At 40.1% G+C, this 17,493-nt stretch carries 15 protein-coding genes; 13 read left to right on the plus strand and 2 right to left on the minus strand.

Going from position 1 to position 17,493, the window contains the following annotated elements; translation table 11 throughout:
* Nucleotides 1–13: 13 nt before the first annotated feature.
* From bamA to IV514_RS11195, 11 genes are all read left to right on the plus strand, one after another.
* The gene (bamA, locus tag IV514_RS11145; protein WP_206485357.1) at nucleotides 14–2,482 is read left to right on the plus strand and encodes an outer membrane protein assembly factor BamA; all 2,469 of its coding nucleotides are present in this window, start codon (nucleotides 14–16) and stop codon (nucleotides 2,480–2,482) included.
* Between the two features lie 64 nt (nucleotides 2,483–2,546).
* On the plus strand, nucleotides 2,547–3,062 hold the full coding sequence (locus tag IV514_RS11150; protein ID WP_206485358.1) for an OmpH family outer membrane protein: 516 nt from the start codon (nucleotides 2,547–2,549) through the stop codon (nucleotides 3,060–3,062).
* 166 nt (nucleotides 3,063–3,228) lie between these two features.
* Complete coding sequence (gene lpxD, locus IV514_RS11155) at nucleotides 3,229–4,266, plus strand: UDP-3-O-(3-hydroxymyristoyl)glucosamine N-acyltransferase (protein ID WP_206485359.1); 1,038 nt, start codon at nucleotides 3,229–3,231, stop codon at nucleotides 4,264–4,266.
* Nucleotides 4,267–4,300: 34 nt separating this feature from the next.
* Entirely contained in the window at nucleotides 4,301–4,753 is a 453-nt protein-coding gene (fabZ, locus tag IV514_RS11160; RefSeq protein WP_206485360.1) for a 3-hydroxyacyl-ACP dehydratase FabZ, read from the plus strand.
* 21 nt (nucleotides 4,754–4,774) lie between these two features.
* Nucleotides 4,775–5,545, plus strand: coding sequence for an acyl-ACP--UDP-N-acetylglucosamine O-acyltransferase (lpxA, locus tag IV514_RS11165; RefSeq protein ID WP_206485361.1), 771 nt, complete (start codon nucleotides 4,775–4,777; stop codon nucleotides 5,543–5,545).
* A complete protein-coding gene (gene lpxB / locus IV514_RS11170; protein WP_206485362.1) occupies nucleotides 5,546–6,715 on the plus strand; it encodes a lipid-A-disaccharide synthase in 1,170 nt (389 codons plus the stop codon). It begins immediately after the preceding gene.
* A gap of 5 nt (nucleotides 6,716–6,720) precedes the next feature.
* On the plus strand, nucleotides 6,721–7,347 hold the full coding sequence (gene rnhB / locus IV514_RS11175) for a ribonuclease HII (protein WP_206485363.1): 627 nt from the start codon (nucleotides 6,721–6,723) through the stop codon (nucleotides 7,345–7,347).
* 2 nt (nucleotides 7,348–7,349) lie between these two features.
* Nucleotides 7,350–10,907, plus strand: a complete 3,558-nt coding sequence (dnaE, locus tag IV514_RS11180; RefSeq protein WP_206485364.1) for a DNA polymerase III subunit alpha — start codon at nucleotides 7,350–7,352, stop codon at nucleotides 10,905–10,907.
* 64 nt (nucleotides 10,908–10,971) lie between these two features.
* Nucleotides 10,972–11,928 carry an acetyl-CoA carboxylase carboxyl transferase subunit alpha gene (gene accA / locus IV514_RS11185; RefSeq protein ID WP_206485365.1) on the plus strand — a complete coding sequence of 319 codons (957 nt, stop codon included), beginning with the start codon at nucleotides 10,972–10,974 and terminating at the stop codon, nucleotides 11,926–11,928.
* Between the two features lie 63 nt (nucleotides 11,929–11,991).
* Nucleotides 11,992–13,371 (plus strand): tRNA lysidine(34) synthetase TilS, encoded by a 1,380-nt coding sequence (tilS, locus tag IV514_RS11190; protein WP_206485366.1) that lies wholly within the window; start codon nucleotides 11,992–11,994, stop codon nucleotides 13,369–13,371.
* Between the two features lie 48 nt (nucleotides 13,372–13,419).
* Nucleotides 13,420–14,598 carry a dicarboxylate/amino acid:cation symporter gene (locus IV514_RS11195; protein ID WP_206485367.1) on the plus strand — a complete coding sequence of 393 codons (1,179 nt, stop codon included), beginning with the start codon at nucleotides 13,420–13,422 and terminating at the stop codon, nucleotides 14,596–14,598.
* A gap of 73 nt (nucleotides 14,599–14,671) precedes the next feature.
* On the opposite strand, the gene IV514_RS11200 is transcribed toward IV514_RS11195, so the two are convergent.
* Both IV514_RS11200 and lepB read right to left on the minus strand, forming a co-directional pair.
* Nucleotides 14,672–15,451: a peptidylprolyl isomerase gene (locus tag IV514_RS11200; RefSeq protein ID WP_206485368.1), complete on the minus strand. Its 780-nt coding sequence runs from the start codon at nucleotides 15,449–15,451 to the stop codon at nucleotides 14,672–14,674.
* A gap of 134 nt (nucleotides 15,452–15,585) precedes the next feature.
* On the minus strand, nucleotides 15,586–16,236 hold the full coding sequence (gene lepB, locus IV514_RS11205) for a signal peptidase I (protein ID WP_206485369.1): 651 nt from the start codon (nucleotides 16,234–16,236) through the stop codon (nucleotides 15,586–15,588).
* A 236-nt stretch (nucleotides 16,237–16,472) separates the two neighbouring features.
* Here lepB and IV514_RS11210 point away from each other — a divergent pair, with 236 nt between their 5' ends.
* Both IV514_RS11210 and IV514_RS11215 read left to right on the plus strand, forming a co-directional pair.
* On the plus strand, nucleotides 16,473–16,997 hold the full coding sequence (locus IV514_RS11210) for an RNA methyltransferase (protein ID WP_206485370.1): 525 nt from the start codon (nucleotides 16,473–16,475) through the stop codon (nucleotides 16,995–16,997).
* Between the two features lie 215 nt (nucleotides 16,998–17,212).
* Nucleotides 17,213–17,422 carry a cold-shock protein gene (locus tag IV514_RS11215; protein WP_206485371.1) on the plus strand — a complete coding sequence of 70 codons (210 nt, stop codon included), beginning with the start codon at nucleotides 17,213–17,215 and terminating at the stop codon, nucleotides 17,420–17,422.
* Nucleotides 17,423–17,493 lie beyond the last annotated feature (71 nt).

Below are 17,493 nucleotides of genomic sequence, written 5' to 3' on the forward strand. Positions count from 1 at the left end.
AAGTTAAATTTTTATGATGATTAAAAAAATTGCCCTAGCGGTATTATTAGGTGCTTTAGGCACTACTGCTCAAGCGGCAGAAGAATTCCAAGTTGAAGATATACAAGTTAAAGGCTTACAGCGTGTGGCGTTGGGAGCAGCTTTAACTCATATTCCTTTTAACGTAGGAGATACACTCAACGACTTTCGTATTTCACAATCAATTAAAGCCTTGTATAAATCAGGTCACTTTAATGATATTGCGGTATTTCGAGATGGTAAACGTATTATCTTTAAAGTACGTGAGCGGGAAACCATCAGTGAAATTACCTTTGAAGGTAACAGTGACTTAAAAGAAGAGCAGTTAATTGAAAGTCTTGATGGCAGTGATATCCGGGTAGGTGAAACCTTAGATAAAACCGTGATTTCTGGCTTGGAAGTTGGCTTAGAAGATTTTTACCATAGTGTTGGTAAATATAATGCTGACGTCAAAGCGGAAATTACCCATCTACCGCGCAACCGAGTTAACTTAAAATTTGTCTTCTCTGAAGGTGATGCTGCTGCTATTCAACAAATTAACATTGTGGGTAATGAAGTATTTTCAGATGAAGAATTGCTCGATAAAGCAGAGTTAACCTTTGATTCTCCTTGGTGGGATTTTATGGCGCAAGATCGCTATCAAAAGCAAACCTTACAAGGGGACATGGAAACCATTGAAAGTTACTATTTAGACCGCGGCTATTTGCAATATAAGGTGGACTCTACTCAAGTGTCGATGACACCGGATAAAAAAGCGGTTTATATTACCTTAAATGTGACTGAAGGTGAGCAATACACTGTTAGTGAAGTCGATTTTGTCGGTAATATGGCTGGTTTTGAAAAAACCATACGAGCTATTAACCCGCTTAGTGCTGATAAACTTTATAATGGTGCCGAAGTTACTTATACCGAAGAAACTATCAGTCGATTTTTAGGGCGCTTTGGTTATGCTTACCCGAAAGTGACTACTATCCCTGAAATAAATGAAGAAGATAAAACCGTAAAGTTAACCATTTCGGTTGATCCTGGTAAACGCGTTTATGTGAATCGCATTAACTTTAAAGGTAACCATGTTACGGCAGACAGAGTCTTGCGTCGTGAAATGCGTCAAATGGAAGGTGCCTGGTTATCAAACAGCTTAGTGGAAGGCTCAAAAGCCTGGTTACAACGACTGCCTTATATGGAAGAAGTCGAATTTGAAACCATCCAGTTACCAGAAGAAGAAGATCTCGTTGATGTTGAATTTACCGTCAAAGAGCAGCCATCGGGCTCATTTACTGCAGGTATTGGTTACGGTTCAGCAACTAAGTTGAGCTTAAACGCCGGTATTCAGCAAAATAACTTTTTAGGAACGGGGAATCGATTATCGCTTAATGTTAATACTATCAGTTACTCACGTAGTATTAATATGTCTTATACCGACCCATACTTTACCGTTGACGCCATATCATTGGGTGGTCAGTTATTTTACAATGAGTTCGATGCAGGTAGCGCAAACTTAGTAGAATACAACAATAAAACCTACGGTGTAGGGGTCAACTTTGGTTTCCCGATTAATGAATATGTCCGCCTTAACTTTGGTGTTGGCTATAAACATAACGGCATTACCCGATTACAAACTTATGAGCAAATTCAAAGCTTTTATGAGCTGTATTCTGATCCCAATGATCCTGATGCTGGCTTAGAGTTTGAGAACTTTGATATCTCAGCTGCGATTTCACGTTCAACATTAAACCGTGGTACATTCCCTACCGCAGGTTCATCGCAGTCTTTGTCGTATAAAATGACCACGCCTAATTCGGATACTAACTATTTTAAAGTTAATTTAGACACGAAATGGTATTTCCCTATTGCTCGTGGTTGGAGTTTTAAAACTAGCCTTCAAGTGGGCTATGGTAACGGTTATGATACCATTAATGGTAATGATCAAATGTTACCATTTTGGGAGAACTTTAGAGCGGGTGGTGGTTCAGATACCTTACGTGGTTTTGAAACCAATATTGTTGGTCCACGAGCTATCTTTAGATACCCGACCAAAATACCGGGTACTCCTGATCCATTGGGTGGCTCAGGTTGCTGTTTAGGGCCTGATCATGATGTGGTGAATTCATCTCGCCGCTCCGTGGGTGGTAATGCCATCGCTTTAGCGGGTCTTGAATTAATTATGCCAACGCCATTTTTGGATGAAGGTTATGCCAACAGCGTTCGTACTAGTTTATTTGTTGATGCGGGTAACGTATGGAATACTGAATTTAATATGGATGATTATCGAGATTTAGCACCAAAAGAATTTGCTAAAATTGACGATTATTCTGATGTGGGTCGATATCGAGTATCGGGAGGATTATCTATCCAATGGCTATCGCCAATGGGACCAATGATCTTTAGTTTTGCTAAAGCTATTAAAGAAGAAGAAGGTGATGACACTAAATTCTTCAACTTTAATATCGGTAAAACCTTTTAATTGGCAGAGCTATCCCAATATCAATACAATAACGAAAAGAATATCTATTAGTTAGGAGAAGAAATTGAAAAAGTTATTTAAATCAATTGCGCTAGCAACTGTAGCCTCTGGAGCATTATTATCAAGCGCAGCTATGTCAGCTGAGCAAAAAATTGCTGTGGTAAACTTTCAAGAAGTCATGGGTAAAATTCCTCAAACTGCAGCGATAAGACAAAAGCTAGAAGCTGAGTTTAAAGATCAACAAGCTGAATTAGCCCAACTTGAAAAAGATATTAAGTATTATCAAGAAAAGAAAACACGTGATTCTTCTTTGATGAATGAAAAGCAAATTGAAGAGTTAGACAAAAAAATTGCTGACATGTATCAAAGTTATCAAACAAAAGGCAAAGCGTTACAACAACAAGCCGGCACACGTCAGAATGAAGAAACTAATAAGATCATTGCTTTGGTTCGTCAAGCGATCGATAGCATTGCAGCAAAAGGCAAATATGACTTAGTCATCGAGCAAAAAGCCGTGGTTTTTTCAAAACCAGATGCTAGCATTACTGACCAAGTTGTCGAGAAAGTAAGTAAACTATAAGCTAAGTATCCTATTACTCAACGTAGTATGGTGCATGGCAGATGTGTTAATAATAAAGATACGTTATTTGTGTAAATAACGTGTCTTTTTATTTTGGGTTACCTTATTAATAGCCTAAACTACAAATAAGTTAGCGCGTATTAATTCCTATGAAAGTAAATCACTTATGAGTTATACACTTTGTGAAATTGCCGAGAAAATTGGTGCAACCGTTAAAGGCGATGAAACTGTTTCGGTTACAAGTCTAGCAACCTTATTAAATGCTTCTGCTGGGCAAATTGCGTTTTTATCAAATGCTAAATATCGTCAGCAACTGTCTGAAACAAAAGCGAGTGCGGTGATTGTTGCACCTGATTGCCTAGATGATTGTCCAACCAATGCTTTAGTTATGGACAACCCTTATATGGGGTATGCTTTGGTAGCACAACTGCTTGATAGCACACCTAGAACATCGGCAAGTATCCACGCTAGTGCTGTGATCGACCCGAGTGCCGAGATCGCTGATGGTGTCACGGTTGGCGCTAATGCGGTGATAGAAGCTGAAGTGAAGCTCGCTAAAAATGTTTCTATTGGTGCCGGCTGTTTTATTGGTAAAGGTGCTGAAATTGGTGAAAATACGGCGTTATGGGCTAATGTCAGTATTTATCATGAAGTGAGAATTGGCTGTGATTGTTTGATCCAATCAAATACTGTTATTGGTTCAGATGGTTTTGGTTATGCGAATCAGCAAGGTAACTGGATAAAAATCCCCCAGTTAGGCTCCGTTGTTATTGGTGATCGTGTCGAAATTGGTGCTAGTACTACCATAGATCGCGGCGCATTAGATAATACTGAAATCCATGATGGGGTGATTTTAGATAACCAAATACAAATTGCACATAATGTTGTGATCGGTGAAAATACAGCTATGGCTGCATGCAGTGTTATCGCGGGCAGCACAGAGATTGGTAAAAACTGTACTATTGCCGGTATGGTAGGTATTAATGGTCATATCAAGGTGACCGATAACTGTGTCTTTACCGGCTTTGCTATGGTGACAAAAAATATCACAGAAGGTGGTGTATATTCTTCTGGTTTACCGGCACAAACGAATAAAGAGTGGCAGAAAACCAATGCCAGAATTCGTAAATTAGATGTAACTAATAAAAAAATTAAAGCTTTAGAACAAGAAATATTAACATTAAAAGCTAACGCAACTAGCTAATAACTAGTTATTTAGTCATTAAAAGGACAGTGTTTTGGACGCGCAAAAAAACACCATTGATGTACAAGAAATACAAAAAATCATTCCTCACCGTTATCCAATGCTTTTGGTCGACAGAGTACTCGACTATGAAGTAGGTAAAACGTTACACGCGATAAAAAATGTCAGCTTCAATGAACCTGTATTTACAGGGCATTTTCCTGATTTGGCAATTTTTCCTGGTGTGATGATCTTAGAAGCTTTAGCACAAGCAACTGGAATTTTAGGGTTTAAATCAGCGGAAAGTAGAGAGGAAAATGAAATGTACCTTTTTGCTTCTATTGATAATGCGAAGTTTAAACAGCCTGTAGTACCGGGTGATACCATGCATTTACACGTTGAGTTTATTAAAGAGCGACGTGGAATGTGGAAATTCTATGGTGAAGCAAAAGTAGACGGTAAAGTGGTTTGCTCTGCTGATCTTATGTGTGCACGTCGTAAGTTATAGTAAATTTAGGAGTAGTATCCTTTGATTCATTCACAAGCAATAATCGAAGAAGGGGCGAAGATAGGCAATAATGTCTCTATTGGCCCGTGGACATATATAAGTAAAGATGTCGTCATCGGGGATGATTGCACTATTAGCGCCAATGTTGTGATTAATGGTCCTACTACTATAGGTAAAGGTAATCGAATTTTTCAATTTGCTTCCATTGGTGAAGATTGCCAAGATCTAAAATACAACGGCGAGCCTACCCAGTTAGTTATTGGTGACAACAATATTTTTCGTGAATGTTGCACCATTCATCGCGGTACCATTCAAGATCAAGGTATTACGCAAATTGGTAGTAATAATTTGTTTATGGCGTATTCTCATGTCGCGCATGATTGCGTGGTAGGCAATAATTGCATTCTCGCCAATAGTGTTTCAATCGCGGGTCATGTTCATGTTGGTGATTATGCTATCTTAGGGGGCATGAGTGGTGTCCATCAATTTTGTCACATTGGTGCACATAGTTTTGTTGCCGCTACATCTTTAGTCTTAAAAGATATTCCGCCTTATGTCATGGCATCAGGTAATGCAGCAAAACCTTTTGGTTTAAATTCAGAAGGGCTGAAACGCCGAGGCTTCACTGCAGAAACTATTCGGACAATTAAGCAGGCTTATCGTAAGGTTTACCGTCAAGGATTAACGCTTGAACAAGCGTTAGAAGACATCGCTGAAAATATTGAATCTAGTGACGAGATTACCTTATTCACTGAATTTATTGCCTCATCGAATCGCGGTATTATTCGTTAGATGACTGACACATCGCTTGCTTCATCTGTTCATTCCCCCACCTTTGCCATTGTTGTTGGAGAACACTCCGGTGACACGCTAGGTGCTGGCTTAATGCAGTCATTATTAGCACGTTACCCAAATGCAAAATTTATTGGTATCGGTGGCCCTAAAATGATGGCGCTTGGTTTTGATAGCTTATTTGAGATGGAAGAGCTATCGGTGATGGGCATTTTTGAAGTGTTAGGCCGCTTACGACGATTGTTTCATATCAAAGACAGTTTAGTTGCTCATTTTAGCCAACAAAGGCCAGATGTATTTATTGGTATTGATGCTCCCGATTTTAACCTAAGAGTAGAGTTAAGCTTGAAAGAGCAGGGGATTAAAACCGTGCATTATGTCAGCCCAAGTGTCTGGGCTTGGCGACAAAAGCGTATTTTCAACATTGCAGAAGCCACTCATATGGTTTTATCTTTGTTACCTTTTGAGAAAGCTTTCTATGATAAGCATCATGTGCCTTGTCAGTTTGTTGGCCACCCTCTAGCCGATGATATCCCGTTAGTGTCAGAGAAAGAAACGAGTCGTCATGCGCTTAACTTGCCATTAAATCATAAAATATTAGCCTTGATGCCAGGTAGTCGAGGTGGTGAGCTGGCTCGTTTAGTCACTCCTTTTCTGCAAACGGCGCAGCAACTAGCAAAGCAAGATGCTGAGCTACTGTTTGTCGCGCCAATGATCAGTGATAAACGCGCTAAGCAATTTTTAGAAATTAAACAAAAGATTGCTCCTGATTTACCTGTTGAAGTGATTGTTGGTCGAACGCAAGAAGTAATGGCTGCAAGTGATTGTTTATTAACGGCTTCTGGTACCGTTACTTTAGAAGCTGCATTAATTAAACGTCCTATGGTGATTTGTTATAAATTCAATCCGCTGACCTATCACTTATTTAAAGGTTTTGTAAAATTAAAATGGTTCTCGTTACCGAACTTGTTGGCTAATAAGTCCTTGGTGCCCGAACTATTGCAAGCACAGGTGAGTGTTAACAATATTTTACCTTTGGTAAAAGAACGCTTGTATCAAGATCAATCAGAATTGAATCAAGCGTTTACCGATATTCACCTTAGCCTTAAACAAAATGCCAGTGAACAGGCCGCCATTGCTGTAGAACAAGTATATTTACAAGAGCATTAATAATTATGGTTAAAGCCGCTATACCTCCTTTTGAATATCCGATCGCTTATTGTATTGCTGGAGTTGATGAAGTCGGACGTGGTCCGCTGGTAGGGGATGTTGTTACTGCTGCCGTGATTTTGGACCTTGAAAATCCGATTGACGGTTTAATGGATTCAAAAAAATTATCTGAGAAAAAACGGCAAATATTAGCGCATGAGATCAAGGAAAAAGCGGTTGCTTGGTGTATTGCACGCGCAACGCCAGAAGAAATTGACACCTTAAATATACTACATGCGACTATGTTGGCCATGCAACGAGCGGTGCATGGCTTAGCAGTTGAGCCTGATCATGTGTTAGTTGATGGCAACAGAACACCGAGTTTTTTTAGTGAAGCAGGACAGATTGCCAGTCAATCCGTGGTAAAAGGGGATGCAAGGGTCGCAGAAATTAGTGCCGCATCAATTATTGCTAAAGTCGCTCGTGACGAAGAAATGATCGCCCTTGATAAACTGTATCCACAATATGGTTTTGCTCAACATAAAGGTTATCCGACAAAGGCGCATTTGGAAAAAATTGTCGAACATGGTGTCTTAGACTGTTACCGTAAGAGCTTTAAACCTGTCGCTGCAGTACTGAGTAATCAATCGTAATTATGGCTGAATCAATCGAAGTAAACTCATCACACTCTGAACTGGCGGTCTCTGGCCCTCAATTTATTCACTTGCGCGTGCATAGTGATTTTTCTATGTCAGACGGCTTGAACAAGGTCAAACCTATTGTTGCAAAGGCCGCTGAGCTTCAAATGCCGGCAATTGCATTAACCGATCAAACAAACCTTTGCGGATTAGTGAAATACTATCATGCGGCACATGGGGCAGGTGTTAAACCTATTATCGGTTCCGATTTTTGGGTAAAAAGTGATGAACTTGAAGAGCAGTTGTTTCGTCTAGTTATTATCGCCAGTGATAATACAGGGTATAAAAACTTAACTGAGTTAATTTCAAAGGCATATTTGCGTGGTCATATTCAAAACAAAGCCGTAATAGATAAAGCATGGTTGATTGAGCATGCCCAAGGCTTAATTATTTTGTCGGGTGCTAGAGAAGGCGATATCGGCAAAGCACTTCTTAAGGGCAACACTTCGCAAGTAGAGCAAATGCTTGCCTTTTATCAGCAATACTTCCCAAATAACTTTTATTTAGAATTAATTCGAACGGGAAGAGACAATGAAGAAGATTATCTTCACTTAGCGGTAGCGCTCGCCGATCAACATGGCTTACCCGTCGTTGCCACTAACGAAGTCGTGTTTTTAACTGAAGATTTATTTGAAGCCCATGAAATTCGTGTTGCCATCCATGATGGTTACACTTTAGATGATAAGCGTCGTCCTAAAAAATACAGTCCTGAGCAATATTTGCGCACTGAAGCTGAAATGTTGGAGCTGTTTGCTGATCTTCCTGAAGCTCTTGAAAATACGGTTGAAATTGCCAAGCGTTGTAATGTTACCGTACGATTGGGAGAATATTTTTTACCTGACTTTCCAACCGACGGTATGGATATTAAAGACTACTTAGTTAAAGTGTCTGAAGAAGGGCTGCAAGAGCGTTTAGAATTTTTATTTGATAAAGATGCCCCAGATTTCGCTGAAAAACGAAAACCTTATGATGAACGTTTAAAAATCGAACTGGATGTGATCAACAACATGGGGTTTCCCGGTTATTTCTTGATCGTCATGGAGTTTATTCAGTGGAGTAAAGACAATAACATTCCCGTTGGGCCTGGTCGCGGCTCTGGTGCTGGCTCTTTGGTCGCCTATGCGCAGAAAATCACGGATCTTGATCCGTTAGAATTTGATTTACTTTTTGAACGCTTCTTAAACCCTGAACGTGTCTCCATGCCCGATTTTGATGTCGATTTTTGTATGGACAGGCGCGATGAAGTGATTGATCACGTCGCTGAATTATACGGCCGGGATGCGGTATCACAAATTATTACCTTTGGTACCATGGCTGCTAAAGCCGTTATCCGTGATGTTGGTCGAGTGCTAGGCCATCCCTATGGTTTTGTTGATCGGATATCAAAATTAGTCCCTGGCGATCCAGGCATGACACTGGCGAAGGCGTTTGAAGTAGAACCTAAGTTACCGGAAGTCTATGCACAAGACAGTGAAGTTAAAGATCTGATCGATATGTGTCGTATCCTTGAAGGTACCACACGAAATGCAGGTAAACATGCCGGTGGCGTAGTTATCTCACCCACCACTATCACTGATTTTGCCCCATTATATTGTGATGATGAAGGTAAAAACCCGGTGACACAATTTGATAAAAATGATGTCGAAGATGCGGGCTTAGTTAAGTTTGATTTCTTGGGGTTAAGAACACTTACTATTTTGCAGTGGGCCATTGAGATGGCCGATCACAAACTGCTCTCCGCCGGTAAAGAGCCGATTGATATAGCGGCTATCCCGTTGGACGATAAGAAGTCATTCAAATTACTACTTTCTTCACAAACAACTGCGGTTTTCCAACTTGAATCCAGCGGTATGAAATCGCTGATCGATAAATTAAAACCGGATTGCTTTGAAGACATTATCGCCTTGGTGGCTCTGTTTCGACCGGGACCGTTACAGTCGGGCATGGTCGATAACTTTATTGAACGTAAACATGGCCGTGAGGAAATTTCTTATCCAGATTCCAAATGGCAGCATGAAGATTTAAAACCAATTCTTGAACCCACTTACGGGATTATTTTATACCAAGAACAAGTCATGCAAATTGCTCAGGTACTTGCTGGTTATACCCTTGGTGGTGCCGATATGCTTCGCCGTGCAATGGGTAAGAAAAAACCAGAAGAGATGGCCAAGCAACGGGCAGGTTTTGAAAAAGGTGCGGTAGATCGTGGAGTTGATGGCGAACTAGCGATGAAAATCTTTGACTTGGTAGAGAAATTTGCCGGTTATGGATTCAACAAATCACATTCGGCTGCATATGCGTTAGTTTCTTATCAAACCTTGTGGATGAAAGCGCATTATCCTGCGCCTTTTATGGCGGCAGTTATGTCCGCCGATATGGATAACACCGATAAAATCGTCACTTTGGTTGATGAATGTAAAAACATGGGCATTGATTTACTTCCACCGGATGTGAACAGTGGTCAATATAAGTTTACCGTTAACGATGATGATCAGATTGTTTATGGTATTGGTGCGGTTAAAGGTGTTGGTGAAGGGCCGATTGAAGCAATTATTGCGGCAAGAGAAAGTGGCGGACCATTCGTTGATCTTTTTGATTTTTGTGCTCGTGTTGATTTAAAGAAAACCAATAAACGAGTGCTAGAGCGCTTAATTAAGTCTGGCGCGATGGATAACTTAGGGCCCAAACTTACCATCAAGGGTAAAGAGGCACCACATCGAGCCGCATTATTTGATACTCTACCTGAAGCGATCAAAGCGGCAGAGCAGCACGCTAAAGCCCAAGCCATCGGTCAAGATGATTTATTTGGCCTGATCAATGAAGAGCCTGAAGATACTCGCCAAGCATTTAAAAATGTAGCTCCATGGCCTGAAGAAGAATGGCTTGCAGGTGAAAAAGAAACCTTAGGGCTTTATTTGACTGGTCACCCGATCAATCGTTACTTAACAGAGATAAAAAAATATGCTTCGGGCCGTCTAGTCAGCATGCAACCGACCGGTAAAGATAAATCTGCTACTGCGGTTGGTTTAGTCATAGGTGTTAGGGTTTTAGTGAATAAACGTGGCCGTCGTTGGGCATTAGTAACGCTAGATGATAAAAGTGCTCGTATGGATGTGCGATTATTTCCGGATGATTACGATAATTTTGCCGAATTGTTAGAAACTGATGCAATTTTAGTCTGTAGTGGACAGGTCAGCTTTGATGATTACTCCGGTGGCATTACAATGACCGGTCGCGATATAATGACCATTGCGGATGCAAGAGAAAACTACCTGACATCCTTGGATGTTAGTATTAATAAAAATGAGTTATCAGCAAATTTTATTGAACAGTTTTCATCTGTGTTGTCTGAGTATAAAGATGGCACTTGTCCAATTCGTGTTTTTTATCAAAGAGATGAAGCACAAGCTATGCTAGAATTGGGCGTACAATGGCGGGTTACACCCTCAGATGGTTTGATCAATCGATTGAAAAACCTCGTTGGTGAAGAAAAAATCGCACTAGAATTTAAATAGGTAGTGTTCAAGTAACATTACAGTAACCGAACAAAAGTAAAGATAACTTAGGTACTTTAAGCATATGTCATTAAATTTTTTAGACTTTGAGCAACCCATTGCGGAACTTGAAGCAAAAATTGAAGAGTTACAATTAGTCAATAATGGTCAGGAGTTAGATCTTGACTTAGAAGAGCAAATTTCACAATTACGTGAAAAAAATAAGGAACAAACCCGTAAAATATTTGCTGGTTTAGATCCTTGGCAAACGGCTCGTGTGGCTCGTCATCCTCAGCGTCCCTATACCCTTGATTATTTACCACGTATTTTTACTGAATTTGATGAGTTAGCCGGTGATCGTGCTTATGCTGATGATAAAGCAATCATTGGTGGTACCGCTCGCATTGATGGTAAGCCGGTGATGGTTATAGGCCATCAAAAAGGTCGTTCAACGTCTGAAAAAGTAAAGCGTAATTTTGGTATGCCGCGTCCAGAAGGTTACCGTAAAGCCTTGCGCTTAATGCAAATAGCAGAACGTTTTAATATGCCAATTATCACTTTTATCGACACCCCAGGTGCTTACCCAGGTATTGGTGCCGAGGAACGTGGTCAAAGTGAAGCGATTGCGAAAAATTTAAAAGTGATGTCGCGACTTAACGTGCCGATTATTTGTACCGTTATTGGTGAAGGTGGCTCTGGTGGCGCATTAGCGATTGGGGTAGGTGATCGTGTCAATATGCTGCAATACTCGACTTATTCAGTCATTTCCCCAGAGGGTTGTGCGTCTATTTTGTGGAAAACAGCAGAAAAAGCCTCAACCGCTGCTGAAGCAATGGGGATCACCGCAACTCGTATCAAAGAGCTTGAATTAATTGATAACGTGGTTGAAGAGCCAATGGGCGGCGCTCATCGAGATATGGATGAGGCAGCAGCATTTCTTAAGCAAGCGATCAAGTCTGATCTTGCTGAGCTAGAAGGTTTATCTAAAGAAGAGTTAATTGAAAAACGTTATCAACGACTGATGTCATTCGGTTACTGTTAATTACCCATTGTAGGTTGTATTTAATGACTGATAAGTGAGTAATTTGATGCGATCTACAATGTTATGTCTTTAATCACTGACACTCTTCTAGCATTTTTCTCCGCTTACCCTAAGCAACCCATAGTGGTTGCTTATAGTGGTGGCGTCGATTCTCAAGTACTGCTACATGCGTTGGCAAGCCTTAAAAAACAAGATCTACTGAACAATAAGCTCAGTGCTTGTCATGTCAATCACGGTTTAAGCCAACATGCTGATAAATGGCATCAATTTGCTATTGAACAGTGCCAATCGTTAGATATTCCTTTAGTTGATACTAAGTTAACGCTGGATAAAAAGCCGCAACAAAGCTTAGAAGCTATTGCCCGTGAAGCGCGTTATCACACGCTAGAGAAACTTTGCCAAGCAAAGGCATTGATTTGCACAGGTCATCATCAAGACGATCAAGTGGAAACCTTTTTCTTAGCTCTCAAACGAGGCTCAGGTGTTAAAGGATTATCATCGATGGCTGATCACATGCCATTAGGTGAAAAAGAGCAAGTCTTGGTGCGACCTCTACTGGATTGTACGCGGCAAGACATTGTCAATTATGCCCAAACACATCAGCTAACTTGGGTGGATGATGAGTCAAATGCAGATGTTTCATTTGATCGTAACTTTATTCGCCATGAACTGATTCCTTTGCTGCAGCAGCGTTGGCCGAGTATCAGGCAAACCGTGGCGCGAAGTGCTACGCATTGCCAACAAGCGCAACAGTTATTAGATGAATGTGCTAAAGAAGATTTAGCAACTTGCTTAAATACTGATAACACCTTAAATGTCATCGCTTTGAAAAAATACAGCCGAGTACGGTTTGATTATATCGTGCGTGAGTTTCTTAGTCAGCATAATGCTTTGATGCCCTCTACGGCGCAACTTGCTCAATTATATCAGCAAGTTTTTTCCAATAATTCAAGTCAGGCTGCAGTAAAAGTAGGGCAGTTATGGTTGAGAAAGTATCAGCAAAAGTTGTATTTAACCCCTAGTTATCAAGTGCTTGATGATTGGGGAGTATCAATTGATTTGTCATTTGACAGCAGTAAAAGCCTAGCAGTCGAATTGCCTGATGGTTTAGGCGAGATACACTTTAGCCTTGCAAGCTCTTCAGTAGAGCTAGGTGACGGTGCACAGTGCTTTGCATTGCCAGAGGGACTTCATCATATTCGTGTGTGCTTTCGTCATCACAATCCTCGATGTCATCCTGATTATCGACAGCACAGCCGGCCATTAAAAAAAGTATTGCAGGAGTTAGCACTGCCACCATGGCAAAGGGTGAGATTACCTTTGTTGTTTTGTGAGCAAGAATTAGTTGCTGCGCTAGGCCAATTTGTCTGTCGGCCGTTTATTGCAAAAAATGAGCAACGAAACATCATTGTTCGCTGGCTTACCAATCAACAGTCAGGTTAAAATCAAGTTAATTCAGCTTTCATTATTATTATAACAATTGGAGTTTTTATGAATTTAGTTTTAAAACTAATCGCTGGCATTGTTGCTGGTATGTTAATTGGCTTATATGCCCCAGATTTTATTGTGCAATTAGTTTTTACCGCACAAACACTGATTGGCCAATTAATTAAGTTTACCATCCCATTAATTATTTTATTTTATATTGCTAGTGGTATTGCATCGCTGCCACAAGGTTCTGGAGGCTTACTCGGTAAAACTGTTGGTTTAGCTTATGGTTCTACTATTATTGCTGGTTTGCTTGCATTTATTGTGGCAAGTAATGTGTTGCCAGGGTTAACAGCGGGAAATTTAATCGAAGCCGCTGAAGGGGAAAAACTCAAAGGCTTTATTGATATCACTATCACACCATTATTTGATGTGATGACTGCGTTAGCCATCGCCTTTATTTTTGGTATTGGTATTAGCGCAACTAATGCTACCTCGTTGCGTACTACCTTAGAAGAAGCAAAAAATGTTATCGAACTTCTGCTAAGTAAAGTGATCATTCCTGCTTTACCTTTTTATATTGCTGGTGTCTTTGCCGAAATGACGGTAGACGGAACTGTTTTTAGTACCTTAAAAACGTTTGGTGTAGTGTTAGTGTTAGCTCTTGTTATGCATTGGGTATGGATTTCAATTCTTTATGTCAGCACGGGTGCCGCAGTAGGTAAATCTCCTGCCTATTTATTGAAAAATATGATGCCTGCCTATTTTACCGCACTGGGTACCATGTCTAGTGCCGCAACTATTCCAGTATCATTACGTGCCAATAAGGCCAATGAAGTCAGTGATAGTGTTGCTAACTTTACTGTGCCTTTATGTGCTTCAATTCATTTAAGTGGCTCAACGATTACTATTGTCACTTGTGCTACTGCGGTGATGTTATTATCACCTGAACTTGCTGTGCCGGGTATTGGCGCCATGATGGGCTTTATTTTAATGTTAGGTGTGACTATGATTGCTGCACCGGGTGCACCGGGTGCACCGGGTGGGGCGGTAATGTCAGCACTTGGTTTATTAGCCAGTATGTTAGGTTTTACTGATGCAGCATTAGCCTTAATGATCGCATTGTATATGGCACAAGATAGCTTTGGTACTGCATGTAATGTGACAGGCGATGGTGCTATTGCACTATGGGTTGACAAGTTTGCTGGTGAAGAAGGTTTAGCTGCGCCAGAACAAAGCTAAATTACATTACATTAAATAACTAAAAAGGTCGCATTAATGCGACCTTTTTGTTTTTTTAAGAGGTAGAACTCTATTATTTTCTTGTTAATGGTACGACTAACAACATTAATAACAATGAGAACCAAGAAAATGAGCCGCCACTTGATTGTTTATCTTTTTGGCTATCATTTGGGTCATATCTTGTATTTTTAATTGAGGCAAGATCTCCGTCAGTACTTACCGTGTCATCAAAAATAATCACTTGATAAATAGTAACAAAATTTTCTTGTCCTGGTGTGGCATCATTGTTGCCACAGAACTCTTGGTAATTTGGCATGGGTAATTCTTTAAAACCAGCATAGCCTGTATTGCAACGTTCTATTTCAGCAATAGCATTTACTACGTCCATACCATCATCAATTACTTCGCCAAATACGGCGTAAGCACCGCCGCCATAGACATCGACAGCATCGAGTATTGAGGCGTTGTTTTGAGTATTGATAAACCATTGGCTGGTGGCACTGTTGATTTTTCCGGCGCGTTTTGCCATCGCAATAGTCCCTGTTACGTTTGAATAAACAGGTTCGTTGGTGATTGGCTCATCAGTGTCAATCCAAGTAGGTGGCAAAGTGCCTTCAAATTTTGCACCGCCTCCTTGTATGACAAAGTCATCAACCGTGCGATGAATGATGGTGTTGTCGTATTTACCCTGCGTGACATAGTTTAAAAAGTTATTTACCGTTTCAGGGGTGGTTTCATCATGTAAATTAACTTTGAAATTACCTTCAGAAGTTTGAAATTCAACAACGGTTGCTTGAACATTGATTGAACTCATACCCAAGGCCAACATTAAAGGAATAAATAATTGTTTCATGTGACTGATGCTTTACTCATTATCTGTAAATTGAAGTTGAGCATAGTAGTGAAAGGTAGATAAGATAACAATTACTATGTTGTTATCTTATGTAATCAATATGTCGCCCGGTTAAAACTAACTATTGGAAAATGCTATAGCGATGTTAAAAATCGTTCGTTTCGTGGCAGCCAATAATGATCATAATCGAGGGAAAATACTACTTTGTTGGATTTACCGATGATTTCTGCTTTTGGCACAAAACCTATCACACGTGAATCGGCGCTATTATTACGATTATCACCTAACACTAAATAATGATCCTCTGGTACGGTAACTGCGTCAAAACTACTAAGCTGTGTATTTTGAGGGCTTAATTGAATTTTATGGCTTTGGCCATTTATTGTCTCGAGTAAGACTAAATAATTGTCATTCGACTCAAGTGGTTGATAACTTGCAGCCGTATTATTAATGATCAAGCGGTTGTTATGCATGGCGACGGTATCACCTGGTATTCCTATCACTCGTTTGACAAGGCGTTTTTGTGCGATATCAGATTCAAAAATGATGATGTCATTCACTTTTGGTTTGGCTAACTCAATAAGTGAATGATTGATAAAAGGGGTTTTAACATCGTAGGCAAGTTTATTAATTAAAATTCTGTCACCTTCTACAATTGTTGGTTTCATTGAGCCTGTCGGCACATCGTTCCAATCGGCGATAGCACTTCTAAAAACCAGCATTAATAGTAAAAAGGTGATAAATGATTTATTAGCTTGGAAAATTTTGTTGAGTTGATGTTTCATTTAGCTAACGTGGCTCCATATGAATTTGTATAGTTTAGCTGTTGGATAACGTTATGACTGATCTGTTCATCTTTACTTCAAAAATTGGTCAAAGATAATGTAACAATTGATGACAATTTAACTTACTGGTTGTTCAATCGTCAGTGTTTTTTATCGTATTTTCGTTTCACCATCTATGTAAGACAATGATAATATCCCTACTTAGGCGAGTAGTCAGATAAGTATTAGGAAAAAGTGTGAGTCAATCACAAAATAAACAGCAAATCATCATTGGTTTAACTAACCCTAAAAGCCCAACCAATGTGGGAGCCGTAATGCGAGCGGCAGGGTGCTTTCAAGCCAGCCAAGTGCGCTACAGTGGTCAACGTTATACTAATGCGGCAAAGTTTTCTACGGATACTAAAAACGTTCGTCGTGATATACCGTTGGTAGCTGTTGACTCATTGCTGGATGGTATTTCTGATGATGTTGCTTTGGTATGTATTGAGTTAGTGGAAGGGGCAACCCCATTACCTGACTTTGAACATCCTGCTAATGCGTATTATATTTTTGGTCCTGAAGATGGTTCATTAAGCCAGCAAGTGGTTAACCAGGCTGAGCATGTGGTATACGTGCCTACCATAGGTTGTTTGAATTTAGCTGCCACAGTTAATGTGGTACTTTATGATCGTCTTGCTAAGTCATCAGAAAGTATCGCCAGTGATGAATTAATTCGCAATAGCAGAGACACAAACAACAAAGTGAGAGTCACTTTATCATAGATGGTTCGACCTGTGCTAAATCATTCATCAAAAAGGCGAAATTACTTGACTCTTGCAAGTAACCCTATAGAATGCTGCTTAGCTAGAAAGTAAGACCACTATTTATGTACACCGTTTCGCAGTTATTATTAGCTCGTCCTGTTTGATAAGTAATAGTTACACTTCCTGCAATACCGCCTTAGGGCACAAATTACTCAATTAAATAGGATATTATTATGTCTGATACAACTACTGGTACAGTAAAATGGTTTAACGAATCTAAAGGTTTTGGCTTTATCGAGCAAGAATCTGGTCCTGACGTGTTTGCACACTTCAGCGCTATTTCTGGCGACGGTTTCAAAACTTTAGCTGAAGGCCAAAAGGTTCAGTTCAAAGTAAGCCAAGGCCAAAAAGGTCCACAAGCTGAAAACATCGTAGCTTTATAATGTTTGCCTAGCGATTCGCTAGGGCACATTAGTAAAGAAGGTAAGCATTTTTGCTTGCCTTTTTTTATGCC

The sequence above is a fragment of the Thalassotalea sp. G2M2-11 genome, from assembly GCF_017168195.1.
In the GTDB taxonomy this organism is placed as follows: Bacteria; Pseudomonadota; Gammaproteobacteria; order Enterobacterales; family Alteromonadaceae; genus Thalassotalea_E.

What these genes read in the sequence shown, in the direction of transcription:
- bamA (WP_206485357.1), top strand. Translation starts at nt 14, where the DNA reads ATGATGATTAAAAAAATTGCCCTAGCGGTATTATTAGGTGCTTTAGGC.
- lpxD (WP_206485359.1), top strand. Translation starts at nt 3,229, where the DNA reads ATGAGTTATACACTTTGTGAAATTGCCGAGAAAATTGGTGCAACCGTT.
- lpxB (WP_206485362.1), top strand. Translation starts at nt 5,546, where the DNA reads ATGACTGACACATCGCTTGCTTCATCTGTTCATTCCCCCACCTTTGCC.
- rnhB (WP_206485363.1), top strand. Translation starts at nt 6,721, where the DNA reads ATGGTTAAAGCCGCTATACCTCCTTTTGAATATCCGATCGCTTATTGT.
- dnaE (WP_206485364.1), top strand. Translation starts at nt 7,350, where the DNA reads ATGGCTGAATCAATCGAAGTAAACTCATCACACTCTGAACTGGCGGTC.
- accA (WP_206485365.1), top strand. Translation starts at nt 10,972, where the DNA reads ATGTCATTAAATTTTTTAGACTTTGAGCAACCCATTGCGGAACTTGAA.
- tilS (WP_206485366.1), top strand. Translation starts at nt 11,992, where the DNA reads ATGTCTTTAATCACTGACACTCTTCTAGCATTTTTCTCCGCTTACCCT.
- IV514_RS11195 (WP_206485367.1), top strand. Translation starts at nt 13,420, where the DNA reads ATGAATTTAGTTTTAAAACTAATCGCTGGCATTGTTGCTGGTATGTTA.
- IV514_RS11200 (WP_206485368.1), bottom strand. Translation starts at nt 15,451, where the DNA reads ATGAAACAATTATTTATTCCTTTAATGTTGGCCTTGGGTATGAGTTCA.
- lepB (WP_206485369.1), bottom strand. Translation starts at nt 16,236, where the DNA reads ATGAAACATCAACTCAACAAAATTTTCCAAGCTAATAAATCATTTATC.
- IV514_RS11215 (WP_206485371.1), top strand. Translation starts at nt 17,213, where the DNA reads ATGTCTGATACAACTACTGGTACAGTAAAATGGTTTAACGAATCTAAA.